Consider the following 26,751-nt stretch of genomic DNA (forward strand, 5'->3'; position numbering starts at 1 on the left):
ATTTTTGCTTCGGAATGGTACTCCTGTTAGAGGTAAAATGATAAAGTTGAGCATAGGAGGCGATTCCAGGTTATGCAAAATGAAGAGAAAATTTTCAATACCGCGGTCGAAGCCACTCTCGAAGCGATCGGAGGCAAGTGGAAGCCGGTCCTATTGTTCCATCTTACATTCGGCAAGAAGCGTAATGGCGAATTCCTGCGCCTAATCCCCGAGATCTCGCAAAAAGTACTGACGCAGCAACTAAATGAACTCATGAGGGATGGAATCATCAACCGCATTTCCTATAATCAGATACCTCCGAAGGTCGAATATGAGTTAACGGATTACGGGTGGAGTCTGAAGGATATCCTGCATGCGATGTGCCGGTGGGGCGATGGGTATATCGACAAAAAGTACGGCGGCAAAGGAAAGGTGCTGTTCCAGCCTCCGGTATCCGATAATGAAATCAAGGAATGACCTTCCGCCGGCGGAAGTCCTCGAAGATGTCCATAAACATTTTCTCCGTGTCGATATAGTCATGGAACCCGAAGCGGCGGGCTTTTGAGCCGTCGGCAAAGAAGTCGTAATCCCAGGAAAACACGAAATCTCCGAACCGCCAGGAGGAGACTTCTTTATAGTTGATTCTCTGCAAATCATATTTATCGACCAGAGCATTCCAGAGAGGTTCTTTGTCCGCCATAACGACCTCAAGCGACATCGGTAACGGAGGGGCGGTTTCGAGTCCGAAATAGGCAGCGATCTTCGGCCAGAGCTCGTTCCACCTGAAGAGGTCGCCGTTGGTAATGTTAAAAGCCTGATTGGCGCAGCGATCGTCGGTAGCCGCCCATACGGTTGCGCGGGCAAGCAGATTCGCATCGGTCATCTCCAGCAGGCTGTGATAAGCCCCGGGTTTTCCCGGGAATCGAAGCGGCAGCCCAAGCTCCTTGGACATGGAAGCGTAGACGGCGATAACCATCGCCAGGTTCATTGGGTTTCCTAGCCCAAAACCGGCAACAACCGATGGACGGAGGGCCGACCATGTCCAGCTGCTTTCCGGTTGCCGACGCTCAAGAAATTGCTGTTGATCGATATTAAATTCAGGCGGCATATGATAGGCATCCGTCTCGCGCGCCGGCGTCTTGAAGGGACCAAGATGCGCCCCGTATACTTTATAGCCTTGCATGAGGCTGATATGCCGCAGATCCCGCGCAATCGGTTCAATGGCATTGACTACATTGACGAGCATGGCAAGGTTGGGGGCCACAAGCTCAGCCCACGTCGGCCGATCCTGATAGGCAGCGTAAAAGATATGCGTAACGGCGGTCAGGCCGCTTAACTTCTCCCGGGTATCCGCTTCGTCCAGAAGATCAACCGCGATATACCGCACCCGATCGGAAGCCTCTCCGCCGCGGCGCGACACGCCGATAATATCCCATTCGGGAAGCGTCCTCAAATAATCAATCAGATTCCGTCCGATTACGCCGTTTGCACCTACGACCAGGGCTGTTTTGGATGTGTCTGTTGTTCTCATCTAACATTCCTCCTCTGCTTCTGATGACTATTGTGAAACAGAAAAGGGAAGCCGTGAAGTACGCACTTTCAACTCCTATACGAACCTTCAGGTAACCATGGCAAGGCCGGGATCGCCCTGTTTCATGCCCTCTGCTATAATGGAGGTCAAGAAAGGGGCTGCTTTGTTTTATGTCGCCTAGAAACGTAGAAAAGGATCTCATGCAAAGGGAGAAAAGAATTAACCACATCCTAGATTCCGCTCTCGAGACCATTGCCGTAAAAGGGATCGGTTCGGTAAGCATCAACGATATTGCTGCGGCAGCAGGCATGAGCATAGGCAACATGTATCATTACTTTAAATCGAAAACCGAGATTATAAGCGAGATTCTGAGAAGGGGTCAGACGGGTTACGGAGACCACGTCACCCGAATTGCAGAACAGGAATGTCCGGCCTTGGAGAAGCTGTTTATGCTAGCTGAGTCTTGGCTTGCTCTTGAGAATAGCTGGGCTTATACCATTCTTATTCATACGTCGCGCTTGTCCGATGCTTCCTCCGAAGAGATCCGCAAGGCGGTTACGGAGCGCTTTACGAACAACCTTGGACCGGTCGCGGCCATGATGAAGCAGGGCCAGCAGGAGGGGCTTGTTGTCGGCGGCGATCCGCTTGAGCTTGCCTATTATTTCGTAAGCTTGATTCAAGGCTTAACCCTGCAGAAGGTTCCCGGCGCGGAGGTGCCGATCCATGCGCAAGCGAGCTCGATTGTCGCTCTATTCGCGACACGAACCAAGCAGTAGGAAAAGCGGGTTGCGCGGCTGCGCAGAACTCGCTTTTTTTTGTGATTGACAACGAATGGGGGCCACTGCTACAATTTAGCCAATAACAAACCGAGCGATTATTCGGTTTGTGGAAAAGTACGCCGAAATATCGACTGGACATCCAGAGATTGGCGAGGGTACAAACGACGAGGGCAGATGCCCCATTTTTTATAACTATAATCCCAAGTAAATCGGTGTGAAAAATTTAGATTAAGCTGGAGGCGGTATTCATGCTAACGATTGAGCGATTAAACAAGACTTTTGCGGCTCCTGCAGGACCTGTGGTAGCGCTAAGCAATATTCGGCTGCAGGTAGAGCGGGGACAATTCGTTACCTTCATCGGACCAAGCGGCTGCGGCAAGAGTACTTTGCTCAAGATCGTAGCAGGGCTGGATACGGCTTACGAAGGAACGGTCGAGTTAAACGGCAAGGCCATTACGGGACCGGGCGTGGATAAAGGTTTTATTTTTCAAGAGCCCAGGTTGTTCCCATGGCTGACCGTCGAGAAGAACATTGCCGCCAACCTGTCGCTTGGCAACGCGCAAGTTCGCCGCCAGGTCGACGAGCTGATTGAGCTGGTACGCCTGAAGGGGTTCGAGAAGGCTTATCCGAAGGAGTTATCCGGCGGGATGGCCCAGCGGGTCGCGATTGCGAGAGCGCTGCTCCGCAAGCCGGAGGTTCTGCTGCTCGACGAGCCGTTCGGCGCGCTGGATGCCTTTACCCGGACGCACATGCAGGAGGCGCTGCTCGACATCTGGCGAAGCAGCAAGACGACGATGCTGTTCGTGACGCATGATTTGGACGAAGCGGTATTCCTCGGGGAGAAGGTCGTTATTATGAACCCGCGACCCGGCCATATCCGCAATGTCATTAACGTGGATCTTCCCTACCCGCGCAAGCGGACGGGAGCAGCCTTCCAGGAGCTTCGCTCGAAGGTGCTTGGCGAGTTTGAAAAGGTAGAACAGCCGCCCCTGCTTGATCAGGGTGCAGGCATTTAATCGGAAACTTAAGGGAGATGCGTATATATGAGAAAAAAATACGGTTTGATAACGGCAATCATCGCTTTGGTTCTTATCGTAGCGGGCTGCGGCAATTCCAATAACAATGCCGGCGGCAACAACAAGCCTGCCGAATCGGCTGGTGCTTCGGCGAATGCGGAAGGCAATGCCTCGACGGCTCCGGCTTCCTATGACGGCGTAACCGTTAAGATCGGCGTGCAGGGCAAGGGCGGCCTGTTCGGCAAAGCGCAAGAGGAGAAATGGTTTGAAACTGCCTTTGAAGCGCTGGGCGCCAAGGTGGAATGGGTAGAGTTCCAAAGCGGTCCTCCGATGATTGAAGCGATGGCTTCCAATCATCTCGATTTTGCCGGCATGGGCAATATGCCTCCGATCGCGGCGCAGGCGGCAGGCGTTGATTTCACGATCATCTCGCAGCTGCTCGACGGCAAGAACAACGTGGCGATCATTGTTCCGGCAGACAGCGACATTAAGAGCATTGCCGATCTGAAAGGCAAGAAGGTAGCGGTAACGAAGGGCAGCAACGCTTACAACTTCCTCTACCGGGTACTGGATAAGGCCGGTCTGAAGCAATCCGATATTCAAGAGATTCAGTTGCAGCCGGATGAGACGCAGCCTTCCTTCGAGGGCGGCAAGGTAGACGCATGGGCGGTATGGGATCCGTACATTTCCCTGAATACGCTGAGCGGCAAAGCCCGCGTGCTGGCAGACGGCGAGAGCGAAGGCGTATTGTCCCCGTCGTTCCAGCTGGTTCGTTCGGAATTTGCGAAGAAGTATCCGGACCTTGTGACGCTGTATCTGAAGACATTCGAAGAGGCTCGCAAATGGGAAGCGGACAATCAAGACGAGGCTTTCAAGCGTTACGCCGACGAGCGCAGCATTCCGCTTGAACTGGTGAAGGGCATTCAGGACCGTTCGACCATGATTAATATTCCGGTAAGCGACGAGACAATCGCCGAGCAGCAAAAAACGGCCGATTTCCAATACGAATTAGGCACTATCCGCAAACAGATTAAGGTCGCTGACGTGTTCGACAACCAATACATCGAAAAAGCTCTTAAGTAAAGAAGAGGTGTAATCATGCAGATAACGAGGAATAAGCTTGCGTTTCGCGCGGTTCACGTGCTGATCGGAATGATGGTTCCGCTGGCCGTGCTGGTCATCTGGCAGATCGCGTCCTCAAACGGATGGGTGAATGCCGTGCTGATCCCTCCTCCGAAGGACATTGTGGACGAATTCGGACGCATGCTCTCCTCGGGCGAGCTGCTGAGCAACCTGCGCGTTTCGGCGGGCAGGGCAGCGCTTGGGTTCCTTATCGGCGGTGGGCTGGGCTTAGCGGCCGGATTATGGGTAGGCTTCTCGCTCAAAGCCGAGCGGCTGCTCGATCCGTCGCTGCAGCTGCTCCGGACGCTGCCTCACCTTGCCGTGGCCCCGCTTTTTATTTTGTGGTTCGGCTTTGGCGAGACGTCCAAAATCCTTCTCATCGCAAAGGGGGCCTTCTTCCCCCTCTACGTGAACGCCTTCCTTGGCGTCCGTTCCGTAGACCGCAATTTGTTTGACGTAGCGCGCGTGCTGGAATTTACGAGATGGCAGACGATTACGAAGCTTATTCTTCCTGCCTCTCTTCCTTCTCTCTTTCTCGGCATTCGGCTTTCCATCGCGGTAAGCTGGCTTGGCTTGGTCGTAGCCGAGATGATGGGCTCCAGCTCCGGCATCGGTTATATCATTAACGACGCGCGATCGTTCTCGCTGACGTCCGTTATTTTCGTAGGCATTATTGTGTTCGCGGTAGTTGGCAAGGTTACCGATTCGCTGGTAAGGCTGGCGGAGAAGAGACTTTTGCGCTGGCGGGATTCCTTAGGCGGGGAGGGATAATGGGATGAGTGCAAACGAGGTGACATTAGGCTCTAAAGCCGGCGGAAGGCAAGCGGCGATTGGCCGGAAGCGCCGGGCGGGAATGCCGAAGTGGCTGTACGGCTGGGTACTGCCCGTTATCGTGCTGGCCTTGTGGGAATCGGCATCGGCGCTTGGACTTATATCCGAATCGGCATTGCCGGCGCCATCCCGGATTGCGGAGGCGTTCTGGAAGCTTTGCGTGGACGGGGATATGGCGAAGCATGTATCGACAAGCGCGATTCGGGCAGGCGGAGGTTTCTTGCTTGGCGGCGCGACGGGCCTATTGCTTGGCGTATTTACCGGTCTTGGCAAATGGGCAGAGCGCACGCTTGATCCAAGCATTCAAATGCTGCGGACGGTTCCGCTGCTTGCGGTAATTCCGCTCTTCATTCTTTGGTTCGGAGTAGGCGAATTCTCGAAGGTTCTGCTCATTGCGCTAGGTTCTTTCTTCCCGCTTTACTTCCATACGCATCTTGGCGTTCGCAGCGCGGACCGCAAGCTGTACGAGGTGACGCGCATTCTGCAATATTCCAAGCTACAGCTGCTGACGAAGCTCATTATTCCGGCGGCGCTTCCGAATATTCTGCTTGGCGTCCGGTTGTCCGTCGGGACCTCCTGGCTGCTGCTTGCCGTAGCGGAGATGATGGGCGCAAGCGCCGGTGTCGGCTATATGATTCAGGATGCCCGCGTGTATGGGCAGACGGATATCGTGTTCGTTGGCATTATTTTGTTCGCTCTGGTCGGCAAGCTGTCGGATTCGGTCGTGCGGCTGGTGGAGAGAAGATGCCTTCGCTGGAACAACAGCTATAAAGGTTAAGGATAGATCGAAACTTACTTGGAAAGTGGGGAATAGGCATGAGTCGACAACGACAAGGGCAGCTTCATCTAGGCGCGTTTATTTATTTCACGGGGCATCATCATGCCGGCTGGCGTCATCCGGAATCCGGCGTGGAGCGGATGTTCGATATCGAATGGTATAAGCGGATCGCAAAGTCGGCGGAGAAGGGCAAGTTCGATATGATCTTTTTTGCGGATCTGCTGCACTTGATCTATCCAAGCCGCGCGGCGGCAGGCATGCTCGACCCGGTGGCGCTGCTGTCCGCTTTGTCTACGGTAACGGAGAAAATCGGCCTGACGGCCACGCTGTCGACGACTTATAACGAGCCTTATAATGCGGCACGCCGTTTTGCTACGCTTGACCATTTGAGCGGCGGCCGGGCCGGCTGGAACATTGTAACGTCCCAGGTCGATACGGAGGCCCGCAACTTCGGCAGGGAGAAACATCCGGTGCATGCGACGCGCTATGAGATGGCGAAGGAGTTTGTAGACGTTGTAACGGCGCTGTGGGACAGCTGGCCGCAGGAGTCGCTCGTGATGGACCGGGCATCGGGAACGTTCGCGGATGAGTCGAAGTTCCGCGCCGCCGATTACGGCGGGCAATTCTATTCCGCGCATGGGCTGCTGAATGTGCCGCGTCCGCCGCAAGGCTACCCGGTGCTTATTCAGGCGGGTTCGTCGGGACCTGGGCAGGACTTTGCCGCTAGCATTGGCGAGGTGATCTTCACGGCGCAGACCTCGCTGGCTTCCGCTCAGGGCTTCTACCGGAGCGTAAATGAGAAGCTGATCGCGGCAGGACGGGAGCGGGGAAGCCTGCTCATTATGCCGGGACTGTCGCCTATCCTTGGCTCGACGGTAGAGGAAGCCCGCCGCAAGGAGCGGGAGCTTCTTGACCTGATCGATCCGCAGGAAGCGGTCATGATGGTATCCGGTATGCTTCAGACGGACCTCAGCAAATTCCCGGCAGACGGTCCGCTGCCGGACATTCCGGATCCGGTGGAAGCAAGCAACGGCATGAAAAGCCGCGTCCAGCTTATTATGGACCTTGCCCGCAAAGACAACTTGTCCATTATCGAGCTTGGCCGCAGACTTCTAGGCGCCCGGGGGCATATGCAATTCGTCGGCACGCCGGAGCAGCTTGCTGATCTAATGGAAGAATGGTATGACGGTTACGGCTGCGACGGCTTTAACATCATGCCGCCGGTATTGCCGGGCGATCTGGACGATTTCGTGGAGCAAGTCGTTCCGGTGCTTCAGCGCCGCGGGCTCTACCGCGAGGAGTACGAGGGCTCCACGCTGCGCGAGCATCTGGGGCTGCCGGTGCCGTCGGTCGATCATTTCAAGAGACTAGCCGGTTTACAGCAGGCATAACTCATTTTTATATCCATGGACTTATCTGGCAACAGGTTAAAGGCACCCGAAGGGGTGTCTTTTTTTGTCCTAGTGAGAGGGTGGGCGTTTATATGGTATATTCAAGGAAGAAGGCGATAGCCCTGACAACAATCCATTCCGAAGGATGTGCGAACAATGATTCTAGAAGAGGTCATGCAGGAGCTTAAAGGGCTTGGCAAGGAAAGAACCAAGAAGATTTATATGGGCAATGGCGCGCACGAACCGCTGTTTGGCGTGGCGACAGGCGAGATGAAGCCTATTTTCCGCAAAATCAAACATAATCAGCCGCTGGCCGATCAGCTGTATGCAACAGGCAATTACGATGCCATGTATTTCGCCGGGATCATTGCCGAACCAAAGGCGATGACCGAGGCGGATTTCGAGCGTTGGATCGACAGCGCGTATTTCTATATGATCTCCGACTATGTGGTGGCGGTCACCTTATCCGAGACGGACATCGCCCAAGAGGTGTCGGATAAATGGATTGCAAGCGGCGAAGAGCTGAAGATGTCGGCGGGCTGGAGCTGCTACTGCTGGCTGCTTGGCAATCGCAAGGACAGCGAGTTCTCCGAGGAGAAAATCGCCGGCATGCTGGAGCTGGTGAAAAATACGATCCACGATGCTCCCGAGCGGACCAAATATTCGATGAACAACTTCTTGTACACGGTGGCCATATCGTACAAGCCGCTTCATGATAAGGCGGTTGAGATCGCGAAGGAAGTAGGTCCGGTTGAGGTCGGTCAAGACACGAAGAAAAGCAAGCACATCAACGCTGCCGTTAATATCGAGAAGTTTTTAGGCAGAGGGCAGGTTGGCTTCAAACGCAAGTATGTAAGATGTTAGGCTCAAAAAAGGCGCCCGGATTCCGGGCGCCTTTTTGATTGGTTTTATTTCCTCCGGCTTGCGGATACTAGTTCACGGAACGTAAGTACCTAGAGGAGGATGAATATGAAACAGCTTTGGCTTTTCAGCATGTTGTGCATACTTATTCTGCTTCAAGCGGACCTGGCTGAAGCTATGCCTGCGGATCCCTCTTTGCTAAGGTCTCTTCAACAAGGAGGCTACATCCTGTATGTCAGGCATGGAGACGCAACGGTTGGCACCGACTCGCCAAGAATCAACTTCAATGACTGCTCAACCCAAAGAAATCTTTCGGAGACCGGCAGGAGCCAGGCTGTAAGCTATGGAAATGCGCTTCGCCAATTGCATATCCCCGTTCAGATGCCGGTTGTTGCAAGCCCGTTCTGCAGGACCAAGGAGTCCGCCGAGCTAGCATTCGGAGCAGGTAACGTCCGTACGGATCCGTTCTGGGTGCGGATCTATCAATTAGGCGGATCCGTTCCTCCTGCCCAGCAAGAAGCTGTTCTAAAAGCTTTATCGGCCCAGTTGGAAATCCCGCCGTCTCCAGGGACCAACAAGGTTATCATTGCCCATAGCTTCCCACCGGGCGTTGGATTAGGGGAGATCCAATCATTGGGAACGGTTGTTATTAAGCCCAAAGGTCAAGGAAATGGTTATGAGATTGCAGGGCACTTTGATTTGGATGAGCTGAACTCGCCTTAGCCCTGTTCAGTCGGTTTGGTTTCCTGTACGGTACCAAAAGGATGATGGGGCGGAGCATAGATGACATAAACCTTAAGCGGCTCGTTACCTGTGTTTATGACATTGTGCCATGTTCCGGCAGGGACAAGAATGGCGAAGCCCTCGTAAGCCATGGTTTGAAAGTCCAGATGCTCCTTGCTGTCACCCATTTGTACCAATCCCTGTCCCTGTTCGATTCTAATAAATTGATCGGTTGTCGGATGGACCTCCAGCCCAATATCTTCGCCAACATTAATACTCATTAATGTCATTTGAAGGTATTTTCCTGTCCATAATGCGGTACGGTAGTTCCTGTTTTGCTTGGTTGCATCCTCCAGGTTCACAACCAGCGGGCCTGTTCCGTAATCCTTTAGCGCAATCTCTCTGTAGTACGCATTCGGAGCATTATAGCTCCAATTGTAATACCGGGGATTCCAATAATAACCCCAATAGTGGTTAGGCCATTGATCATAGTGGTAAGGATAAAGATACATCGATGTTCTCCTCTCGGCAAAACGATATATTCATCGCTTTATCCTATGCATGCGCCTACCGAAAGGGGAAGAAGCTTCATAACGTCTCTCCGGATACGTTTTTTATCCAATTCGTTTCCAGTTCCTTCTTATTGAGAAAAAAGTGAACTCCTTTGAGCATTTCTTACGTATATGCATTAACGGACAAGAGAAAATTACTCATACCGATTATGTTCGAAGAGAGGGGAATCCACGTTGGAATCGATCTGGCTGGAGTATGCGTGGGCATTGCTGATCCTGATAGGATTGGAGGGCTTGTTATCCGCCGATAATGCGCTGGTGCTTGCGGTAATAGCCAAGAATTTACCGGACGATCAGAAGAAAAGAGCGATTAACTACGGTATTATTATGGCGTTTGTTTTTCGTTTTGGCGCTCTATTCGCAATCTCTTTCATTGCGAATGTCTGGCAGGTACAGGCGATTGGCGCAGCGTATCTGCTATACCTGGGTTTAAAGCACATTATTCAGGCGCGTTTTGGCAAAAAGAACGAGGATGTTCACAAAGATGAGAAACAAAAAGCGGGTTCGGGCTTCTGGCCTACAGTAAGCAAAATCGCTATCGCGGATCTCGCGTTTGCAATTGATTCCATTCTGGCTGCGGTAGCTCTTGCGCTTGGTTTGCCAGATTCTCCGCTTGGCGAGTTTGGCGGTATGGATGGAGGCAAATTCGCGGTCGTATTGCTTGGCGGCATTGCGGGCCTAGTCCTAATTAAATTCGCGGCAACCTGGTTTGTGAAGCTGCTTGCCGATCGCCCGGCACTGGAGACTACGGCGTATGCCATCGTCGCTTGGGTTGGGGTAAAGCTAGCCGTCATTACGCTGGCGCATGAGGATATCGGCGTTCTGGATCATGATTTCCCTCATAGCACGGGCTGGACGCTCGTATTCTATGGCGTGTTGGTTGCGATTGCGCTTCTCGGCTGGTTTGCTCCGGGCAAGAAAACGCAGAAGGTTGAGGCCTCTTAAGAGAAATTTAGCCCTAAATTTCGTAAAATGCCTTCTATTAAGGTAATATAGGAGGTATTGTTCGAAGCATAGAAAGCAGGGTTAAGAATAGATGACGATTTCAAATACGCAGCGCTACCGCTTTAGCGAAGCGCCAATATGGGAAATAAACAGGCAATATTACGAAGAAGAAGGCTTGAGGGCCTGGAATAACGACCAGGTTCCTCAATATATTACGAGTAATCCGATGATTGCGGCGGCTTATGCCGAGATGCTGTTCGGATTTCTTCAGGACAGAGCGAATCAAGGACAAAACCTGGAGCCTGTTCAGATTGTGGAGCTTGGAGCAGGGGCTGGCCGGTTCGCTTTCCATGTGCTGCATGAGTTAAGCCGGTTAATAGACTTTGCGGGAATCGCGGTACCGCCGTTCCGGTATATCATGACCGACCTTGCTGTAAACAATGTGGAGGCTTGGCGGAAGCATCCTGCCCTTCAGTCTTTTATCGAGCGGGGAATGCTTGATTTTGCCCGGTTTGATGCTGTCCAAGATTCGGAATTAGCACTGGCCGCATCGGGAGAAACGATCCGCAGGGGAGACTTGCGGCAGCCTCTCGTCATTGTGGCGAACTACTTTTTTGACAGTATTCCGCAGGAGCTGCTCTATATAGGCGAAGGTCAGGTATATGAGGCCGATGTGTTGGTAAAGTACCCTGAAGACAAGGATTCGCTTAAACCATCGGAGCTGCTGTCGCAAATCGCTTTGAGCTACGAGCTCCGGCGCGCGCCGCAGTACGAGGATGCGTCTTATCCTTACCGCGACGTTATTGCCGTCTATCAGGAGCAGCTGGAGGACTCGCATATTTTATTCCCGGAGGCCTCTCTGGCTTGCCTGGACCGGCTGAATCAGTTATCTCAGGCGGGAATCGTGCTGCTGACGGCGGATAAAGGGGATCACCTGCTCGAGCACTGGAGGTTCGCGGAGCCGCCCGAGCTTGTTTTTCATGGCAGCTTTTCTCTGACGGCGAACTATCATGCGATGGGGGAAGTGTTGGAACGCAGCGGCGCTCTGGTCATGTTCCCTTCGCATCACTATGACAATATCAATATCGGCTGTATGATCAGCGTGAATTCGCCGCAGGACTATTACCAGACCAGGCTGGCGTACCGCCGCTCCGTGGAGCGTTTTGGACCGGATGATTTTTACAGTTTGAAGTGGTGGTTAGACCGCTATATCGACGATATGGGGCTTCGGCAAATCCTGAGCTTCTGGCGTCTTGGCGGCTACGACGCGGAATTCTTTATCCAGAGCACAAAGCGGATTTCGAGTCTGATGGCGGAAGCCCTCGATGAGGAGAAGGAAGATATTCTGCTCGGTATCGAGCGGATGTGGTCGTCGTATTACGTGATGGAGCAGAAGTACGATCTGGCGCTTGAAGCGGGCCTGCTGCTGTTCGAAATGGACATGTACGGCGAGTCCAAGCGGTTCCTGGAGATTTCCGTTGAGGAAGACGAAGAGGAGATTGTATCTACCGTCTTTTATTGTCTGGCCATATGCTGTTTCGAGCTGGAGCTGGAAGAACAGGCTTTGCATTACTTAGGGGAGCTGCTGAGGCTTGAACCTGACCACGAGGAAGCAAGGGCATTGATGAAAAATTTTGAGCTCGCCTAAAAAAACGCTTGAACCTTACGTAACGTCATCTATTATGCTTAGGCTACCGGTAAACAGTTAGCGCTAATCTCTAATAAATGAATACACGGAAGGTGGAGTGGATTAATTATGGCTGCTATTCTTGGTGAGAATGAGATTGTTTCGACGCGCGAGTTCGAATTTTCACGTGAACGGGTGTTTGAAGCATGGGTAAATCCGGAGCTGCTTAAGCGCTGGTGGGGACCTAACGGCTTCACGAATACCTTCCATGAGTTCGAGATCAAGCCGGGCGGTAATTGGCGGTTTACGATGCATGGCCCAAACGGCGTGGATTATGAGAATCATAATGTCTTCGAGGAGATTGTACCCTTGGAGCGGATTGTCCTTAAGCATATGTCCAATCCCGAGTTCCGGGTGACGGCTATATTCGAGGATTTGGACGGCCGCGCGAGATTAACGTTCCGTCAGCTGTTCATGGACAAGAAGACCTTTGAGGCGGTTAAGGCTTATGCGGCCGACGGCAATGAGCAGAACTTTGATCGGTTAAACCTTGTTTTGCAGGAAGGCTAGTTAGGAAACCCGTTGCTTCGAGCGAAGCGCGGGTTTCTTTACGTTCGTTGCGCCTTGCCATCCGGGCATTACAACGTATAATGAGAGACAAGTAGATTTCAGATGAAACGTGAGAGGATGGTTATCATGTCAGTCGGAATTTTAGCTCATTTGCTTGGAACTTTGCCTTATAAGGAATTGGCGGCCAAGATAGCCGCTAACGGATTTCCATATGTTCAATTAGCGCTGGGGAAAGCGTTCTCCGATGTAGACTCGCGGCTGGGCAAGCTAAGCCCCGGTCTAGCCCAGGAGGTCGGCGGCGTATTTGCGGAGAACGGCGTCCGTATTGCGGTGCTGGGCTGTTATGCGAGTCTGGTCGATCTCGATGACGAGGTTTACCGCCATAATGTAGACCGCTTCAAAGAGCATCTTCGGAATGCACGGCATTTCGGCGCGCCGATTGTGGCGACAGAGGTTGGCGGAGTAACGGATCCCGAGCGCCGCGGGGAGCACATAGACCGGTTAAACCGAGCGCTTGATGAGCTTGTTGAAGAGGCTGAGCGCTGGGGCGTAACGATTGGGCTGGAGGCGGCCCAGGGACATATGATCGATACGGCTGAAACCTTGGCCGAGACGATTGAACGGTTTCCATCCTCTTGCGTGGGCGTCGTGATGGACCCTTGCAATTTAATGAATCCGGCCCGGTTCGAGAATCAGGATCATACGGTCCGCGAAGCTTTCCGTTTGCTTGGCCCGCGCATCGTAAGCGCACACGTGAAGGATTTGAACCGCGCGGCAGACGGTACCTTAATAGAAACGGCAGCCGGTCTTGGCGAGCTGAACTATCCGTTATTCTTCGAGCTGCTTGAGCAGCATAAGCCATACGGCTTTGCGACAATGGAGGCCGTAAGCGAATTGCAGATGGCGGAAGCCGCAAGGTTCGTGCGGGAAGGCCGGCTGGCTGCCAGAGGCAAGTAGCGAAATTTGAATATGTAAAAGCCGCGAGCAAGTCTCGCGGCTTTTTATTGCAGCAAATGGGTATATACGACAAGCCGCTTTTCGTGCTCCTTTTTCTGGCGATTGTATTTTCCGGTACAGGTAATCATATTTAACCTTTTGCCGTTCGTATCGCCAAAAATTTTATCTAGCGGCGCTTGAGCCGTGGGATAGGTTTCAACGGCATCAACCGCGTATACGAGATATTTGCCGGACGAGTCGGAAAGGACGACGGGATCGCCCGGTTTCAGCTTTTTTAGGGGATAGAAAATAGCTGGCCCTGTATAATTATCAACATGCCCCGCAATAATAGCATTGCCCTTTTCTCCCGGAAGAACTCCATCTATAAATAACCCGGCGATATCGCTGGATGCAGGCACGTCTAACTGTCCGTTATCCAGCAATCCAACGGGCTCCACGGGAGCCTTTATCCCGACAGACGGTATCCAGATCCGATTAGGTACAATAACGGGAGTTTTGGCAGTTATGTCTTTAGGCTTTGACGAAGCTTTTGTCTCCGCTGCACGCAACGGTACCATAGTGTGAGAAGGGACGGGCAGCGTGATTTCTCTGTTTGGTTTACTTTGCTGCTTGGTTTGTCCCGACGTGCAGCCTGTTAGCAATATAAATAGTGCCAAAATTAAAATACCATAACGATTGCTCATATTATTCATCCTCTAAAGGGAAAGGAATAGAGAGCAACTGTCTCTATTCCTCCGCTGTTAGTGTTTCGATCGGCGTCTTATTCGCTTACTCCGCCGTAGCCTGTTTTAGGGAGAGCCTTTGCACGCAGCTTTTGTTCCTTAGTTGATTTGGCATGCAGCTTATGCACTTTAGATTCGGATTTAGCGCGAAGCTCATGCGCTTTTGCTTTGTGCTGCTTCGCATGCATCTTATGTTCCTTTGCTTTTACTTTGTGTTCTTTAACATGCATTTTGTGCTCAACTTTTTTAGTCGCTGTTGGTTCCACAGCCGATGCGGAAGCTGTTGCTGCGGACACGGACAGGAATAGGCATGTAGTTACTGCGATCATAGCTGCTTTTTTCATTTGTAATTCTCTCCTTAAGTTAGGTATGTTTTTTCCCTCACTTAAGGTTCGCTGTAGAAATAAAAATATGAGTGGATTTTGTTTCCGTAAAAAAGCACATTCCTCAACCTGCCCGGCAGGCAGGGGAATGTGCCTTTTTGGCGTTTGGGCTATTTTACTAGCCGAATCTTTGCAGTCATTTCCGCCTCTCATTACGTCTACTAAAAAAAATAACGCATGAATGAAAAATAATGGGGCACTCAGTTGTATTACAAGTGAAAGGAGGTGCTGAGGTGTACAATTCATATGAGCTCAATGAATCTGTGCGACGGGCCTTGGATCTATATTCGCAAAGCATGATCAAGATTGCTTTCGCTTATTTGAAAAATATAGCTGATGCGGAAGAAGTGACGCAGGAGGTTTTCCTGACGTATCTGCAGAAGCGTCCTGTCTTCGAGAACAGCGAACACGAAAAAGCTTGGTTGATTCGAACAACCATCAATAAAAGCAAAAATATGCTGAAGACCGGCTGGTTCAAAAGCAGAAACCCTGTTCCCGAAGACCTGAGCTACCTCCCCAAGGAAGAAAACGACGTTCTGCAGGCGGTGCTCTCCTTGGACAAGAAGTATCGGATTCCGATCCATCTTCATTATTACGAAGGATATTCGATCCAGGAGATTGCCGTTATTATGCAGGCGAAGGCCGCAACGGTAGGAACCTGGCTGGCCAGAGGACGCGCACTCTTAAAAGATAAGATTGGAGGCCTGGAGAATGAAGAAATCTGTCTATAAGTCCGCGATGTCTCAATTGCGAACCAGCGACGACTTCAAAGAGGCAACCTATCAGAAGTTAATGCTGGAATTAGAGAAGACTTCACATAATCCTACAAATCAAAAGGAGCCGATTAAAATGGAAAAAAGCAAAAAGAAATTGACAGGTTGGACGGTAGGCATCGCAGCAGCAGCAATTTTGGCGGTTGGCGTAATTAGCGTAAACCAGAATCAAAACAGCCCGGCTTCCACGCCAACGAATCAAGGGCAAACAGCTGAAGCGACAACTAAGCCTCCTATCATGGGCAAAGTTGCGGTTAACATCGATGGCGTTATTTCCGAAGTAAGCGCGGACGGCAAAAGCTTCAAAGTAGGCGATCTGTGGGTGGAAGTAACGGATAAAACGCAGCTGGGAAGCAGCGAGCCAACAGCGGCAGCGCCGTCCCAAGAGCTTCTTAATAAAGAGTTTAAAGTGGGCGACATCGTATCTGGTTATACTTCCCAGGATGTAAGCACGGGCAAAGTTACGGCTGATGTGATCTACAACCTGATCGCGCCTGAGAAAGAAGACGCAGGAAAGCCTGCTACGACGGGTAAAATGGCCGTTAACATCGATGGCTTTATCTCCGAAGTAAGTGCCGACGGCAAAAGCTTCAAAGTCAACGACGTATGGGTAACGGTTACTCCGGACACGATCATGGGAATCACGGAGCCAACCGCTGGCGAACAATCCGACGAGCTGCTGCAAAAAGAATTCAAAGTGGGCAACGCGGTATCCGGCTTTACAACGGATGACCTGAGCTCCGGCAAGGTAAACGCAACACGTATCTACAATAACTTCGCTCCGCAAAAATAATAGCCATACCCGGGAGAGGCGCCTGACTGCAGGCGCTTTTCTTTTTGTCGCAACGGTTCAGCATTCGGAGAAAATGTACAATCTGGACATGGTTCGGACGGTAAATGTCCATATCCGACATTGCCTAAAGAATAGCTGCTCTCTATAATAATTGATAATGAATATCATTATTATATTAAAGGGGAAGTCGGTTATGCTCATTCAGTCTGTCCGAAGCCGTTCAGCGCTTCTTGGTGCTTTTATTCTAATGATGGTTTTACTAGCCGCATGCGGCAACTCGAACTCCAATTCAAATTCGAATGGGGCACCTCCTTCCGCCAATTCGGCCGCTGCGGAAACGCCGTCGGCCACGCCTGCTGCAAGCGAGGAACCGGCAACCTATACCTATAAGGACGCGCTTGGCCGTGAGGTCGTCATTCCGACTCATCCGCAGCGGATCATCGCGACGCAATACCTGCCGGAGATGATTGCGGTAGGGGTGAAGCCGGTTGGCGCAGCTTCGCACTTGCTGACGAACTTTGTTGCTATCAAGGATCAGATCGACGGAATCGAAGATATTGGCGCAGCAAATAATCCCAGCTTGGAGAAAATCCTCACGCTGAAGCCCGATCTTATTATCGTTGCCGAATGGAACAAGGATCAGCTTGAGAACTTGAGCAAGATCGCGCCAACGATCGTCATTCAATGGGCGGATCACGATGCCTTTGAGCATTTTAAAGAGACTGCCGCGGTTCTGGGGCTGAGCGACAAGGCGGATGCCTGGATAACGGCTTATAACCAGAAAGCCGAAGACGCACGCGCTAAGCTTGCTTCCACCGTGAAGCCGGGCGAGACGTTTGGCGTTGTGGCGATCGGCGGTTATGAAATGAACCAGCTGCGCGTGTACGGCGATTCAAACGTAGGCTTCACCTTGTTCAATTCTTTGCAATTCCCGATGACCGATACGGTAAAGACGGAGTGGGCGAAGGGCAATAACGAGAATGGTCTTACTATCTCGCTCGAAAAGCTGTCAGACTTTGCTTCCGCGGACCGGCTGTTCCTCGTAACCTTCGACAATGATCCCGATTTCGCGAAGCAAGTGAATGAAAGCAGCTTGTGGAAAAACCTCCCGGCCGTAAAAAACGGCAAGGTCTATACCGTAAATCCGGATCTGTGGTTCTCTTACGACGTTATGTCCTTTCATGCCCAACTGGATGACGCCGTTCAAATTTTGAGTCAATAATATTCGATGGTTCGCTGGTACATCCCGATGGGGCTCCCGGCGGACCTCTTTGTCTCTATAAAGGAGGTTGAAGGACATGCTGCCGCTCATTTATGCATGGTCGGATTCGAGGCGGATGGTATGCGAGGGAGCAAGCTTCCAAAGCAGCTGGATGTCGGCCGGATACACGCTTTTTGTCGTGTCCGAAGGAAAGGGGAAGTTATGGGCGAATGGCAGAGAATACGCTCTGTCGCGCGGAAAATGTCTGGTGTTCGGGCCTGGCATTACGCTTAGGCTGGCCCATTTGCCATCATCGGTTCTAGTTATACAGGAACTGTTATTTGACTGCGTCTCTCTCACGAAAGCTGTTGCGGAGAGTGAAGCGGCCTGGGAGCTGCCTGCAGGAGAGCTGTCACCCAAATCCTTTATTCGTATCGAAGAGCTGTCCGTTATGCTATACGACAACCGCGGGAACAAGCAGGGATTAGCCGCTTACGGCAATCATGCCTGGTTCCAGGAGCTGATCTATCTTGTCCTGTCGGAGGGCCAAGCGGGCGAGGAGCGGGCATCCCTCGCAGCGGTGGAGCGGACGATTGAACTCATGCAGCGGCAGAAGGCGGCAGGCTTCACCCTTCAAGAGCTGGCTGAGGAGACGGGACTGTCCGCAAGGCAATATTCGCGGATATTCAGACAGTTGACCGGACAAAGCCCGATTGATTATCAAATCGAACGCCGAATGGAGCATGCCAAATCGCTGCTCACCGGATCCGGGAAGTCTATTCATCAGGTTGCCCATGAAGCGGGTTTCCGCGATCCGTTCCATTTCAGCCGCAGCTTCAAGCGGCATACCGGCATCTCACCGCGGCTATATACGCAGCTGAGCAAACAGACGGTGCGGCTGGTCTCGCATCAATTTCTGGGCGAAATGCTGGCCCTTGATATTCGTCCGGTAGGGGCGCCGAAGCAGCTGTTGGACTGCCGCTTCTATGACGGCTACACCGAGGGCATACAAGCCGTGGGCGACAGCGTGGTCACTCCGTATATGGACATGTTGTCGGAGCTGCGGCCGGATCTGATCATTACCTTTGACGGCCACCATTTGCAGCGGTATTCCAAAATCGCGCACACACTGGATGTCGCATGGAGGATGCCGTTCTTCGATCGGTTCCGCCATATCGCCAATCAGATAGGCAGATTGGAATTGGCGGAGCGGTGGATGGAGCAATACGGGAGGGCGGTTATCAGAGCGCAGGAAAAGCTGGCTCCCGTTCTGGCGAAAGGACAGACGGTATCCCAGTTTTGGATGAGGGAGCTTCCCGTCCAGTTCGATGCTTATCTGGACGTTGGCGTGCTTTACCGGGATCTTGGGTTAAAAGGACCTCCGGCCATTGAGGAGGCGCGGCGATTGCCGGGGCATCCGTTTAAGGTACAAGTCCCGCTTGATCAGTTGTCCTCTTATGCGGGAGATCATCTGTTTGTTGTCCTAACCTCTGATGCGGACGCAAAGAGGGAGTTTCTTAAGCTGACCGAAAGCCCGCAGTGGAAACGGCTGGAAGCCGTCCGGCAAGGCCGCGTCTATCTAATGGACGTCGACTGGGTACGCGAGGACCCCTTGTCCAGCATGCGCATTCTGGAGGACGCCGTAAGTCTGATGAGGGCTAATGCGTGAACTGTGTTTTTCACGTGAAACATTTCATCGTGTAAATAGACCGAAGCCCGGCAGTTCTGCTGCCGGGCTTCGCTTGTATGGACGTGCTTACTCCTCTTCTTCCTTCACTTCGATTTCAACGGGATTGGACGGCACCTGGAAGGTAGGACCTGCGACTTCGACGCGGAAGATGGCGACCGCCTGGTTCGTGATCTTCTCGTCCGCGCTGACCTGATTGGCAACCGCGCGGAAGGTTGCTTCTATCTCGGCTCCCGGGGGCAAAGTGCCAAGCGCAATCTGATCCGGCTGAACGCCGGGGCGCTGCTGGCCGTTTACCCTGACGCTGCCAGGCACAAACTCCAGAGGCTCCTGGAGTATATCCGACAGGCGCAAATCGACCAAAGGGGTCTGGCCGCGGTTTACAATCGTAACCGAGTAGGTAATATGTTCCCCTACTGTCACCTCGTCTGGTGAAGCGGATTTGGTCAAATCGACGGGAGGGGGAACAACCGTTGTCTCTTCCTGATCGGTTACGGGAGGAGTCTCGACGGATACGACCGTTACCGCATTCGCAATAATGCTGCCGTTCGCGGCGTTTAGCGGTACAACGAAAGACCGCTGAATCGTAATGGATTGACCCGGTTCCAGAATGCCGGTCGTTTCCACAAGGCCAAGCAGCGGATCCGAAACTTGAACATTCGTTAACGGAATATTGCCCGTATTCGTTACCTTAATGGAGTAGATGATTGTATCGCCTGGCGCCGCGGTTGAACGGTTTGCGGTTTTGTCCACGGCAAGACCCGGCAGGGCGGGAATAAGTACCGTTGCCGATCCCAGGACGGGGCCGGTCTGATCGGAGACGGCAGAGGCGATATTGACAATTGCGGTGTTGCCTCTTGTCTCCGCAGGAACAACATATGCGACTGGAAAGCTCCGAGATTCGCCGGCCGGAAGAATCGGGATCGTCTGATCCAGCGACAGAGTAGGATCGGTCACACGGACATTCGTCAGCGGAGCGTTCGACAGGTTCGTTACCGTTATCGTATACTGGACCGTTTCGCCCGGCAGCGCAATCTCACGGTCGACGGATTTGACAAGGGCTAGCTCGTAGTCGGGAGGGATAATCGTCGTAATGACTTCGTTGGATGGAATATCGCCTGCTAGAATCGGACCGCCGATTATACTCTCGTATTGGAATTCCACAAGGGCCTGATTGCGAATAAGACCGTCCTCCGGGTAAGAACCGACTACCGCCTGAAAAGTGACGGTAATGGTTCCGCCCGGCTCCAGAATGCCCAGGCTGATTCCGGTCAGCGGATTGCCTTCCGTCTGCGCTCCGTCAACGGTAACGCTGCCGGGCACAAACGAGGTGTCGTTCGGCAAGGTGTCGAGCAGGAATACGGCGTCTGCCGCTGCCGTGCCCGAGTTGCTAACGATCACTGTATAGGTAAGCGTTTGGCCTAACTCCGCCGTTTCGGCATTAACGCTCTTCTGAACCGTAATCCGTGGGGAATTGATGTCGATATAGATTCCCGCGGCGATGACGGAGTAGCCGTCATTGGACGTCCGGAGCTGGAAGGCGGCCGTTGTTTGATTATTCGTTAACGTTTCGGAAATATCGACGTTTGTAATATCCCAGCTTTGCCGGCCGCCGACGATTTGGGTTCCGGGCTCGCCGCTAATCTGGTTCCGGTCGCCAAAGGTGCCGGAGGTGTCCAACTGACCGCTGTCATCGTTAATCTGCGAGGCAAAAAAGTTGTTCGGGAAGTTGTTGGGACCGGACAAGACGGTCAGGCTGGCTTCATTGGGGCCGAATAATACCTGATCGCCAACCTTGTTGGCATCGCCGTCCTGGGCGCAAAGCGCCATGCGGCCGCTCACCGGCCCCGAGACGGGTGTTGCGAATCCGGTCAGGACCGTCGTTACGGAGGGATCGCTGCCGGCGGCAATCTCTACGATGCCGACATTTAGGCTCAGGTTACGGAACGGCATATTCGTATCTTCGTAAACGACGCAGAGCGTCCAGCCGCAGCTGTTGGCCGTGCTGTTGCCGAAATCGATATTGCCGACAACGCCACCCACGATATAGGGGCCGGCACCTCCGGCCTGTACGATAGAGGTCACATTGGCAGAGCGAAAATAGTTGTAGGTCGCGTTGCGGTAAGATACCTGCGCCGTAGCGGGATCGGGCGCCACGGACAAGGTCGTGCCCTGCGGCGTTGTAATGGAAACGGATTTATCGATGAATGGCAAATAATTGTTTGTCCCGCCGCTAACCCGGTAAGTACCTGCCCACACCAGCTCTGCGTAAAGAACCGTACTGTCTTCCGGCAATCGAAGCATTGCCATGGAACTGTCCAGATTAAAGTCAGAGGTTGATCCGGGCGGGTAGCTTCCGAACTGCAGGGCTGTATTTACAGTAATAAAATCTCCGATATAATCGCGGGTGCCGGGAACCCCTTCGGTCGAGGATCTGCTTAATCCCAGCGTATTGCCTGTAAAGGTAATCGCTCCGGTATCGTTGCCGCTGAAGCGAAGAATAAATGGCATGTCATCACCGCCTATCCCATAAATAGATAAGCCAATATATGCTCTCCGGCCGCCTATAGTGTCATATTTCGGAGGACCGGCAGGCCGCGGAAAAATCGGCATATCCTCCTGCATGACCACTCCTTTAAGCCTAGTTACACGGCGCAATTAGGTACTTTAGCCCCGCATATAAACTTGGAAAATTAATCTATAATGAAGGAAACATTTTTCGATATTAATCGACATATTTTCTCAGAAAAGGTGAGTTGATCTATGTTTTCTCCTTTCCAAAAGAAGAAAGAGCAGCAGCAATCGCGAGAGGATCTTGGGATTAGGAGGGACGTGGAGGAGCCTCAGGAGGAAGTGTCGGCTAGTTCGGCCAAAGCTGAACAGAGCGATGAGTCTTCAGGCTCGGTTCTGATTAATAAGGGCCACTTGGACAAGCGGTCGCTTGATCTCGTATTCGCCGTTGAGCAGATGATTAAAGCCAAGCAGCATGTCGAAATGAGCCATAACGACCTGCAGGACCGGCTTGGGCATGCGAATGGTCAGATTGACCGGCTGAACAGGGATTTGAAGAACCTCGGCAAGGTTATCGAGGAACGGGAAAAAAGCATTTTGGATCTGGAAAAGCGGCTTAGCGACAAGAATCTGAAGGTTGATCAGATGATGGATGACTACCGCGAGCTTCACGCCACTTTATCCGGGGAGATAGAGGAGCTTAAGAGCGTGATCGAGCTCGAGCGCCAGAACTATGCGGGCCTGCTGCAGAAGCACAATGAAACAACCGCGGAAAAGAACAAGAAGATTAACGAGCTCGAGGAGAAGAATACACGGCTGGAAGCCGAGCTCTCCCAGATGAAGCAGAAATTTGATGCCCTCCGTCAGGAGAAGACGCATCTTCTTAACATTGTAAACGACTTTACGAACCGGCTGACGTCTCCGTTTGCGCCAAACACAAGCTCTATTGATGGTGGTTCATCCGATTAAAGTCATGCCGGGAACGGGAGAAGAACGATATGGGGATGGAGACATACAGCACGCAGGTGTTGGAGCTGCTGTCTCTTGGGAGGACCTCAAGCGGTATTAGCCAGATGAAGATCGGCGTCACCCAAGATGACAATTACGCAACCTACGTAATCGAAGTTGACGAGTTTACGTTTCTTGAACTTGAAGCGCTGGGGCCATTGCATGGAGACAGGATTCGAATCTCTCCTTACTCCAAGTGGGATCCTTACCGCAATTCGTATTATAGTTCTTTTATCCGAACGACGGGCAGTACCCGCGTTCCGTTATATTTTGCTTGCAGCGAAGCCTATATGGCGTTGATTAAACAAATCCGCCAAGGGGAGCTTCCGCCTGTATCGCCGGCAAAAGAAGAGCAAGTGGTTCAAGCGATCTTGATGCCTGTTCCCAACCGGCCGGATTCAAGAAGCGGCTTCTCTTCGCGGCTGCCGAAGGTTGCGGTTGCTATTCTTATAATGATTGGCTTGCTGGCCATCCTTTCGATCGCTACCGGAGGCAAGGTGGACTCCGCGCGTTTGCTTGGCGGTCAAGTGGCGAAGGCCGAGGTGACAAAAGGTAATTCCGGCCTGCCGGTTGTCTATGCTTCATCCACAGAAAGCGACACGGCAGTCACTCAGGACGCTGCCGCTGTAGTAACGGCTGAACAGCCTGTCACTGCCGCTGCTCAGAATACGGTACTGTCCGAGTCAAAGGAAGAGAAGCCGGCTTTCAAAATCATTGATATCGATAAAGACAAGAAGTTTTTCGGTTTGCCGAAGCAGTATGTGGCTTTAACCTTCGACGATGGCCCCTCCAAGCTGACAAAGGATATCGTTGATATCCTGACGGAGCAGAACGTACCGGCGACCTTCCTGTTTATCGGGCAAAATGTGGCCCGCCATAAAGAAGCCGTCACTTACGCAGCCGGGCATGGCATGTCCATCGGCAATCATTCCTGGGATCATAGCGTGCTCACCAAATCGACCGTGCAAGAACAAAGCGAGAACTTGTCCAAAGCAAGCAAAGCGATTGAAGAGCTGACCGATAAGCCGGTTACGTTATTCCGCCCGCCGTATGGCGCGGTTAATGACGAGCTCGTCTCCGCGGCCGATCAGCATAATATGAAGACTTTACTGTGGAACCGGGACCCGGAGGACTGGAATGCTAAGACGCCGGAGGATATCACCGCGTACTTCCATCATGTCGAATCCGCTGGCGGCATCTATGTTCTGCATGAAGACAAATACACGGTACAAGCGCTTCCCGCTATTATAAAATATTTAAAAGGCAAGGATTTAACGTTTGTTGCCTTCAAGTAATCATAACTTTACTTATATGTTTCGCAGCGAAGCACCCGTTTTGGGTGCTTTTTTTATCCTTTTTGCAAAAAATATTTCGGCTGAATCGAAGCAGCAGGTTTCAGCCCTTGGAGCGCAGAAAAATTTAATCTTAAGCATCGGTCGATTTAGCGGTCTGCCGTTCGTTGATCCTATAAGGCCCAGTACCAGCGGCTAACCATAATCTATGGGTAAAGGAGAATATCGCCATGAAATTCCTTTGTTTAGGTTATTTGAATGCGGAAAGAATGGATGCGCTACCTAAGGAGACGATCGCCGAGATCATGAGTCAATGCACGCCTCATCTTGAGGAGCTCTATGGCACGAATCAGGTTCTTATCGATGCGGGTCTCGGGACGGAAGCCAGAAGCCTGCGGCGGGCAGGCGGGAAGGTGAAGGTGCTGGACGGTCCTTTTACCGAGACGAAAGAGATGATTGGCAGCGTGTTTATTATAGAAGCGGAAAATATGGAAGAAGCGGTACGGGTTGCGTCCCTGCATCCGGCCGTGCAGGTGAATGACGGTGAGCCGTTCGAATGGGGAATCGAGATCCGGCCGATTCATTATTTCAAAGGGGAAGGCTAATCGAATGATTATAAAAGCTTGTACAATGGATGAGATCAAACCGCTCGTAGCCGAATATTTACAAGGCTTATCCTCGCCGTTTGATTCTTTTTTGGAGGATCATATCGTTACATCCGCCTTTTATCGGATTCAAGATGGTCAGGAGGACATTGGTTATTATGCCTTGCATAACGGAGAGCTGCTAACGCAGTTTTACATCCGGAAGTCTTTTTTGAAGAAAGCGCAAGCCTTGTTTCTCGAAGCGCTGGAACGGCATGCGGTAAAAAATTTATTCGTACCCACCTGCGATGAGCTGTTTGTAAGCCTCTCTATTGATCAGGATTTTAAGATCAACAAGCAGGCTTACTTTTTTCAGGACAGCGGGGTAGAGATTCCGATCAACATGGAGAGCGATGAAGTATTCCGTCCTGCTGTACCGCAAGATCTTCCTGTAGTTCAGCAGGTGTGCGGAGATTTTTTAAATAATTATGATCAGTGGCTGCATGCTGGAGGGCTGTTCGTTTATTACAAAGGCAAGAACTTGCTGGGCATTGGAGTTGTGGAGTGCTCCAAGCTGCTTGACGGATTTGCCAGTATCGGAATGTTTACGAATGAAGCTTACAGGAAGCAGGGCTATGGGACAGCGCTAATCGTCCAGATGCGCAATTGGTGCAAGACTCGCGGCATAACCGCGATCTGCGGCTGTTGGTATTATAACGAGGCGTCCAAGCGCACCTTGGAGAGAGCAGGCATGGTGACGATGACCAGGCTGTTAAATATAGAAGTATCTTTAAAAGCTGAAAATGAAGCCTACAGGACAGAGAAGTAACTCATGGATTCCTCGAACAGGATGGAGGAGTCAGGTGTTTCCTCTTCTCTGGCAGCCGCCGCCGAATGGTCCAAATTTGATAAAGCCATAAGCACAAGCTCAGTCTTGGCATCGCCCCATACCTCGCGGTTCAGGAGAGCCATGTTCCGGGCGTCGGCAAGAGACTGCCGGTTTAGCTTGCACAGAAAATCGCCCCAGGCAATGATGTCAAAGTGCGGGGCATCGGTTGTTATGACGCATTCGCCCCAGCCGGTTTCCGAACCGCAGGACATGCTGAGCAGCCCGTAATGGCTGTTGTCTCTGCATAGATGATAAAGCTGAATGCCCGAAATGATGTCTGTGTTCATGGGTAACTATCCTTTCTTTACTTGCGCGTGTGAAATTAATAGAATCTTACTCCTAATAGGTCGCGCTGTAAAATAAGACAGGGATAGATTCGCGTCAAATCCGGTCAATTAGCCGAATCTGGCAGGATTAGAGCAAGTAAACCGAAATGGCTAATCATTTTATAGCGAGGATTCTTGCTAAAATAACGCTTTTCACTTTTTGAAGGAAAGAAGGAGAGTTCGAGAATTTTCGTTCAATCGGGTTTGCAGCTAGAAAAAAGACTCCCTGCTGCAGGGAGTCTTCCTCGCTTATTCTTATTCCGCTTCGCCAACAAGCGTAAACCGCTCGTTCGCATGCTGCGGATTCTCGATTTCGTCCAGCACGGCGATGGCATAATCGGCATAACTCACGTAGCTTTGGCCTTGGCTGTTGACGATGACATGATCGAGACCTTTCGTATACGCGCCGGTTCTTTTTCCTTTTGGATCAAAGAAAGCTGCAGGGCTGATGTATGTCCAGGTAATGGAGCTGGTGTTCTTAAGCTCATCCAGCTGTTTGCCGGCGTTGGATGCTGTCGGATAGACGAAAGCCGGGAATTCGGGAGTGTCCATCAGCTTGGTTGTCTTTTGCTCGTCGACATAGAGGCTTCCTGCGCCGCCAACGACGATAAGCTTCGTTCCGGGAGCATCCTGCAGCGCAGCGGTCAGCGCTCTTCCGGCATCCACATAAAGATGCTCTTCGCCTTCAGGGGCTTTAAACGTATTCACTACCACGTCAAAAGGCTTCAAATCCGCACCGGTCAGGTGAAAAATATCCTTCTCCAGAATGCTGACATTCGAATCACTGACTTTGGATGCGTTTCTAACGATAGCCGTTACCTCGTGGCCTCTCTCTTGGGCTTCCTTCATAATCAGGCTGCCTACCTGTCCGTTAGCGCCGATAATACCGATTTTCATCAT

At 51.9% G+C, this 26,751-nt stretch carries 28 protein-coding genes; 21 read left to right on the forward strand and 7 right to left on the reverse strand.

The window, feature by feature from the left end; translation table 11 throughout:
- The first annotated feature begins 72 nt into the window (after positions 1 to 72).
- Positions 73 to 456, forward strand: a complete 384-nt coding sequence (locus tag PGL01S_RS11780; RefSeq protein WP_127494765.1) for a winged helix-turn-helix transcriptional regulator — start codon at positions 73 to 75, stop codon at positions 454 to 456.
- Here PGL01S_RS11780 and PGL01S_RS11785 read toward each other — a convergent pair.
- Positions 446 to 1,510 (reverse strand): SDR family oxidoreductase, encoded by a 1,065-nt coding sequence (locus tag PGL01S_RS11785; protein ID WP_127494767.1) that lies wholly within the window; start codon positions 1,508 to 1,510, stop codon positions 446 to 448. The two genes, PGL01S_RS11780 and PGL01S_RS11785, sit on opposite strands and share 11 nt — an antisense overlap.
- A 170-nt stretch (positions 1,511 to 1,680) precedes the next feature.
- Here PGL01S_RS11785 and PGL01S_RS11790 point away from each other — a divergent pair, with 170 nt between their 5' ends.
- From PGL01S_RS11790 to PGL01S_RS11825, 8 genes are all read left to right on the forward strand, one after another.
- A complete protein-coding gene (locus PGL01S_RS11790; RefSeq protein ID WP_127494769.1) occupies positions 1,681 to 2,286 on the forward strand; it encodes a TetR/AcrR family transcriptional regulator in 606 nt (201 codons plus the stop codon).
- A gap of 251 nt (positions 2,287 to 2,537) precedes the next feature.
- Positions 2,538 to 3,305, forward strand: a complete 768-nt coding sequence (locus tag PGL01S_RS11795; protein ID WP_127494771.1) for an ABC transporter ATP-binding protein — start codon at positions 2,538 to 2,540, stop codon at positions 3,303 to 3,305.
- A gap of 27 nt (positions 3,306 to 3,332) precedes the next feature.
- Entirely contained in the window at positions 3,333 to 4,388 is a 1,056-nt protein-coding gene (locus PGL01S_RS11800) for an aliphatic sulfonate ABC transporter substrate-binding protein (RefSeq protein WP_127494773.1), read from the forward strand.
- A 15-nt stretch (positions 4,389 to 4,403) separates the two neighbouring features.
- On the forward strand, positions 4,404 to 5,198 hold the full coding sequence (locus PGL01S_RS11805; protein ID WP_127494775.1) for an ABC transporter permease: 795 nt from the start codon (positions 4,404 to 4,406) through the stop codon (positions 5,196 to 5,198).
- 4 nt (positions 5,199 to 5,202) lie between these two features.
- The gene (locus PGL01S_RS11810) at positions 5,203 to 6,036 is read left to right on the forward strand and encodes an ABC transporter permease (RefSeq protein ID WP_127494777.1); all 834 of its coding nucleotides are present in this window, start codon (positions 5,203 to 5,205) and stop codon (positions 6,034 to 6,036) included.
- 38 nt (positions 6,037 to 6,074) lie between these two features.
- Entirely contained in the window at positions 6,075 to 7,427 is a 1,353-nt protein-coding gene (locus PGL01S_RS11815; RefSeq protein ID WP_127494779.1) for an LLM class flavin-dependent oxidoreductase, read from the forward strand.
- A gap of 156 nt (positions 7,428 to 7,583) precedes the next feature.
- Complete coding sequence (locus PGL01S_RS11820; RefSeq protein WP_127494781.1) at positions 7,584 to 8,291, forward strand: DNA alkylation repair protein; 708 nt, start codon at positions 7,584 to 7,586, stop codon at positions 8,289 to 8,291.
- 105 nt (positions 8,292 to 8,396) lie between these two features.
- Entirely contained in the window at positions 8,397 to 9,011 is a 615-nt protein-coding gene (locus tag PGL01S_RS11825; RefSeq protein ID WP_127494783.1) for a histidine phosphatase family protein, read from the forward strand.
- On the opposite strand, the gene PGL01S_RS11830 is transcribed toward PGL01S_RS11825, so the two are convergent.
- Positions 9,008 to 9,523 carry a cupin domain-containing protein gene (locus PGL01S_RS11830; protein WP_127494785.1) on the reverse strand — a complete coding sequence of 172 codons (516 nt, stop codon included), beginning with the start codon at positions 9,521 to 9,523 and terminating at the stop codon, positions 9,008 to 9,010. The two genes, PGL01S_RS11825 and PGL01S_RS11830, sit on opposite strands and share 4 nt — an antisense overlap.
- Positions 9,524 to 9,757: 234 nt before the next feature.
- Between PGL01S_RS11830 and PGL01S_RS11835 the strand changes: the two genes are divergently transcribed.
- From PGL01S_RS11835 to PGL01S_RS11850, 4 genes are all read left to right on the forward strand, one after another.
- Positions 9,758 to 10,528: a TerC family protein gene (locus PGL01S_RS11835; protein ID WP_127494788.1), complete on the forward strand. Its 771-nt coding sequence runs from the start codon at positions 9,758 to 9,760 to the stop codon at positions 10,526 to 10,528.
- Positions 10,529 to 10,619: 91 nt separating this feature from the next.
- Complete coding sequence (locus PGL01S_RS11840) at positions 10,620 to 12,176, forward strand: SAM-dependent methyltransferase (RefSeq protein WP_127494791.1); 1,557 nt, start codon at positions 10,620 to 10,622, stop codon at positions 12,174 to 12,176.
- A gap of 108 nt (positions 12,177 to 12,284) precedes the next feature.
- Positions 12,285 to 12,725, forward strand: a complete 441-nt coding sequence (locus PGL01S_RS11845) for an SRPBCC family protein (protein ID WP_127494794.1) — start codon at positions 12,285 to 12,287, stop codon at positions 12,723 to 12,725.
- A 126-nt stretch (positions 12,726 to 12,851) separates the two neighbouring features.
- Positions 12,852 to 13,682, forward strand: a complete 831-nt coding sequence (locus PGL01S_RS11850) for a sugar phosphate isomerase/epimerase family protein (RefSeq protein WP_127494796.1) — start codon at positions 12,852 to 12,854, stop codon at positions 13,680 to 13,682.
- A gap of 44 nt (positions 13,683 to 13,726) precedes the next feature.
- Here the strand turns inward: PGL01S_RS11850 and PGL01S_RS11855 are convergent, their stop codons facing one another.
- Entirely contained in the window at positions 13,727 to 14,365 is a 639-nt protein-coding gene (locus tag PGL01S_RS11855) for a class F sortase (protein WP_127494798.1), read from the reverse strand.
- 77 nt (positions 14,366 to 14,442) lie between these two features.
- On the reverse strand, positions 14,443 to 14,748 hold the full coding sequence (locus tag PGL01S_RS11860; RefSeq protein WP_127494800.1) for a hypothetical protein: 306 nt from the start codon (positions 14,746 to 14,748) through the stop codon (positions 14,443 to 14,445).
- A 272-nt stretch (positions 14,749 to 15,020) separates the two neighbouring features.
- Here PGL01S_RS11860 and PGL01S_RS11865 point away from each other — a divergent pair, with 272 nt between their 5' ends.
- The 4 genes from PGL01S_RS11865 (at position 15,021) to PGL01S_RS11880 (ending at position 19,223) form a co-directional block, all read left to right on the forward strand.
- Complete coding sequence (locus tag PGL01S_RS11865; protein WP_127494802.1) at positions 15,021 to 15,518, forward strand: RNA polymerase sigma factor; 498 nt, start codon at positions 15,021 to 15,023, stop codon at positions 15,516 to 15,518.
- 118 nt (positions 15,519 to 15,636) lie between these two features.
- A complete protein-coding gene (locus PGL01S_RS11870; RefSeq protein WP_127494804.1) occupies positions 15,637 to 16,353 on the forward strand; it encodes a DUF5666 domain-containing protein in 717 nt (238 codons plus the stop codon).
- A gap of 193 nt (positions 16,354 to 16,546) precedes the next feature.
- The gene (locus PGL01S_RS11875) at positions 16,547 to 17,575 is read left to right on the forward strand and encodes an ABC transporter substrate-binding protein (RefSeq protein ID WP_164775446.1); all 1,029 of its coding nucleotides are present in this window, start codon (positions 16,547 to 16,549) and stop codon (positions 17,573 to 17,575) included.
- 76 nt (positions 17,576 to 17,651) lie between these two features.
- Entirely contained in the window at positions 17,652 to 19,223 is a 1,572-nt protein-coding gene (locus PGL01S_RS11880) for a helix-turn-helix domain-containing protein (RefSeq protein WP_127494808.1), read from the forward strand.
- A gap of 87 nt (positions 19,224 to 19,310) precedes the next feature.
- On the opposite strand, the gene PGL01S_RS11885 is transcribed toward PGL01S_RS11880, so the two are convergent.
- Positions 19,311 to 21,752, reverse strand: coding sequence for a CLIPPER-2 domain-containing protein (locus PGL01S_RS11885; protein ID WP_127494810.1), 2,442 nt, complete (start codon positions 21,750 to 21,752; stop codon positions 19,311 to 19,313).
- Positions 21,753 to 22,004: 252 nt separating this feature from the next.
- On the opposite strand from PGL01S_RS11885, the gene PGL01S_RS11890 reads away from it, so the two are divergent.
- The 4 genes from PGL01S_RS11890 to PGL01S_RS11905 all read left to right on the forward strand — a co-directional run bounded on the left by PGL01S_RS11890 (position 22,005) and on the right by PGL01S_RS11905 (position 25,465).
- On the forward strand, positions 22,005 to 22,721 hold the full coding sequence (locus PGL01S_RS11890) for a hypothetical protein (protein ID WP_127494812.1): 717 nt from the start codon (positions 22,005 to 22,007) through the stop codon (positions 22,719 to 22,721).
- Between the two features lie 29 nt (positions 22,722 to 22,750).
- Positions 22,751 to 24,055, forward strand: coding sequence for a polysaccharide deacetylase family protein (locus PGL01S_RS11895; RefSeq protein ID WP_127494814.1), 1,305 nt, complete (start codon positions 22,751 to 22,753; stop codon positions 24,053 to 24,055).
- 227 nt (positions 24,056 to 24,282) lie between these two features.
- Positions 24,283 to 24,657, forward strand: coding sequence for a YciI family protein (locus PGL01S_RS11900; protein WP_127494816.1), 375 nt, complete (start codon positions 24,283 to 24,285; stop codon positions 24,655 to 24,657).
- A gap of 4 nt (positions 24,658 to 24,661) precedes the next feature.
- On the forward strand, positions 24,662 to 25,465 hold the full coding sequence (locus PGL01S_RS11905; protein ID WP_127494818.1) for a GNAT family N-acetyltransferase: 804 nt from the start codon (positions 24,662 to 24,664) through the stop codon (positions 25,463 to 25,465).
- On the opposite strand, the gene PGL01S_RS11910 is transcribed toward PGL01S_RS11905, so the two are convergent.
- Both PGL01S_RS11910 and PGL01S_RS11915 read right to left on the reverse strand, forming a co-directional pair.
- Entirely contained in the window at positions 25,447 to 25,812 is a 366-nt protein-coding gene (locus PGL01S_RS11910; RefSeq protein WP_127494820.1) for a hypothetical protein, read from the reverse strand. The genes PGL01S_RS11905 and PGL01S_RS11910 overlap by 19 nt on opposite strands.
- A gap of 294 nt (positions 25,813 to 26,106) precedes the next feature.
- Positions 26,107 to 26,748 (reverse strand): NAD(P)-dependent oxidoreductase, encoded by a 642-nt coding sequence (locus tag PGL01S_RS11915; RefSeq protein ID WP_127494947.1) that lies wholly within the window; start codon positions 26,746 to 26,748, stop codon positions 26,107 to 26,109.
- Positions 26,749 to 26,751: the final 3 nt, after the last annotated feature.

It is taken from the genome of Paenibacillus glycanilyticus NBRC 16618, from assembly GCF_004000805.1.
GTDB lineage: Bacteria > Bacillota > Bacilli > Paenibacillales > Paenibacillaceae > Pristimantibacillus > Pristimantibacillus glycanilyticus.

Excerpts from the sequence above, each read along its gene's own strand:
- PGL01S_RS11910 (WP_127494820.1), bottom strand. The coding sequence starts at position 25,812 with ATGAACACAGACATCATTTCGGGCATTCAGCTTTATCATCTATGCAGA.
- PGL01S_RS11790 (WP_127494769.1), top strand. The coding sequence starts at position 1,681 with ATGTCGCCTAGAAACGTAGAAAAGGATCTCATGCAAAGGGAGAAAAGA.
- PGL01S_RS11875 (WP_164775446.1), top strand. The coding sequence starts at position 16,547 with ATGCTCATTCAGTCTGTCCGAAGCCGTTCAGCGCTTCTTGGTGCTTTT.
- PGL01S_RS11895 (WP_127494814.1), top strand. The coding sequence starts at position 22,751 with ATGGGGATGGAGACATACAGCACGCAGGTGTTGGAGCTGCTGTCTCTT.
- PGL01S_RS11840 (WP_127494791.1), top strand. The coding sequence starts at position 10,620 with ATGACGATTTCAAATACGCAGCGCTACCGCTTTAGCGAAGCGCCAATA.
- PGL01S_RS11810 (WP_127494777.1), top strand. The coding sequence starts at position 5,203 with ATGAGTGCAAACGAGGTGACATTAGGCTCTAAAGCCGGCGGAAGGCAA.
- PGL01S_RS11785 (WP_127494767.1), bottom strand. The coding sequence starts at position 1,510 with ATGAGAACAACAGACACATCCAAAACAGCCCTGGTCGTAGGTGCAAAC.
- PGL01S_RS11830 (WP_127494785.1), bottom strand. The coding sequence starts at position 9,523 with ATGTATCTTTATCCTTACCACTATGATCAATGGCCTAACCACTATTGG.
- PGL01S_RS11880 (WP_127494808.1), top strand. The coding sequence starts at position 17,652 with ATGCTGCCGCTCATTTATGCATGGTCGGATTCGAGGCGGATGGTATGC.
- PGL01S_RS11805 (WP_127494775.1), top strand. The coding sequence starts at position 4,404 with ATGCAGATAACGAGGAATAAGCTTGCGTTTCGCGCGGTTCACGTGCTG.
- PGL01S_RS11825 (WP_127494783.1), top strand. The coding sequence starts at position 8,397 with ATGAAACAGCTTTGGCTTTTCAGCATGTTGTGCATACTTATTCTGCTT.
- PGL01S_RS11800 (WP_127494773.1), top strand. The coding sequence starts at position 3,333 with ATGAGAAAAAAATACGGTTTGATAACGGCAATCATCGCTTTGGTTCTT.
- PGL01S_RS11900 (WP_127494816.1), top strand. The coding sequence starts at position 24,283 with ATGAAATTCCTTTGTTTAGGTTATTTGAATGCGGAAAGAATGGATGCG.
- PGL01S_RS11890 (WP_127494812.1), top strand. The coding sequence starts at position 22,005 with ATGTTTTCTCCTTTCCAAAAGAAGAAAGAGCAGCAGCAATCGCGAGAG.
- PGL01S_RS11780 (WP_127494765.1), top strand. The coding sequence starts at position 73 with ATGCAAAATGAAGAGAAAATTTTCAATACCGCGGTCGAAGCCACTCTC.
- PGL01S_RS11855 (WP_127494798.1), bottom strand. The coding sequence starts at position 14,365 with ATGAGCAATCGTTATGGTATTTTAATTTTGGCACTATTTATATTGCTA.
- PGL01S_RS11885 (WP_127494810.1), bottom strand. The coding sequence starts at position 21,752 with ATGCCATTTATTCTTCGCTTCAGCGGCAACGATACCGGAGCGATTACC.
- PGL01S_RS11905 (WP_127494818.1), top strand. The coding sequence starts at position 24,662 with ATGATTATAAAAGCTTGTACAATGGATGAGATCAAACCGCTCGTAGCC.
- PGL01S_RS11850 (WP_127494796.1), top strand. The coding sequence starts at position 12,852 with ATGTCAGTCGGAATTTTAGCTCATTTGCTTGGAACTTTGCCTTATAAG.
- PGL01S_RS11860 (WP_127494800.1), bottom strand. The coding sequence starts at position 14,748 with ATGAAAAAAGCAGCTATGATCGCAGTAACTACATGCCTATTCCTGTCC.
- PGL01S_RS11820 (WP_127494781.1), top strand. The coding sequence starts at position 7,584 with ATGATTCTAGAAGAGGTCATGCAGGAGCTTAAAGGGCTTGGCAAGGAA.
- PGL01S_RS11795 (WP_127494771.1), top strand. The coding sequence starts at position 2,538 with ATGCTAACGATTGAGCGATTAAACAAGACTTTTGCGGCTCCTGCAGGA.
- PGL01S_RS11845 (WP_127494794.1), top strand. The coding sequence starts at position 12,285 with ATGGCTGCTATTCTTGGTGAGAATGAGATTGTTTCGACGCGCGAGTTC.
- PGL01S_RS11815 (WP_127494779.1), top strand. The coding sequence starts at position 6,075 with ATGAGTCGACAACGACAAGGGCAGCTTCATCTAGGCGCGTTTATTTAT.
- PGL01S_RS11915 (WP_127494947.1), bottom strand. The coding sequence starts at position 26,748 with ATGAAAATCGGTATTATCGGCGCTAACGGACAGGTAGGCAGCCTGATT.
- PGL01S_RS11870 (WP_127494804.1), top strand. The coding sequence starts at position 15,637 with ATGGAAAAAAGCAAAAAGAAATTGACAGGTTGGACGGTAGGCATCGCA.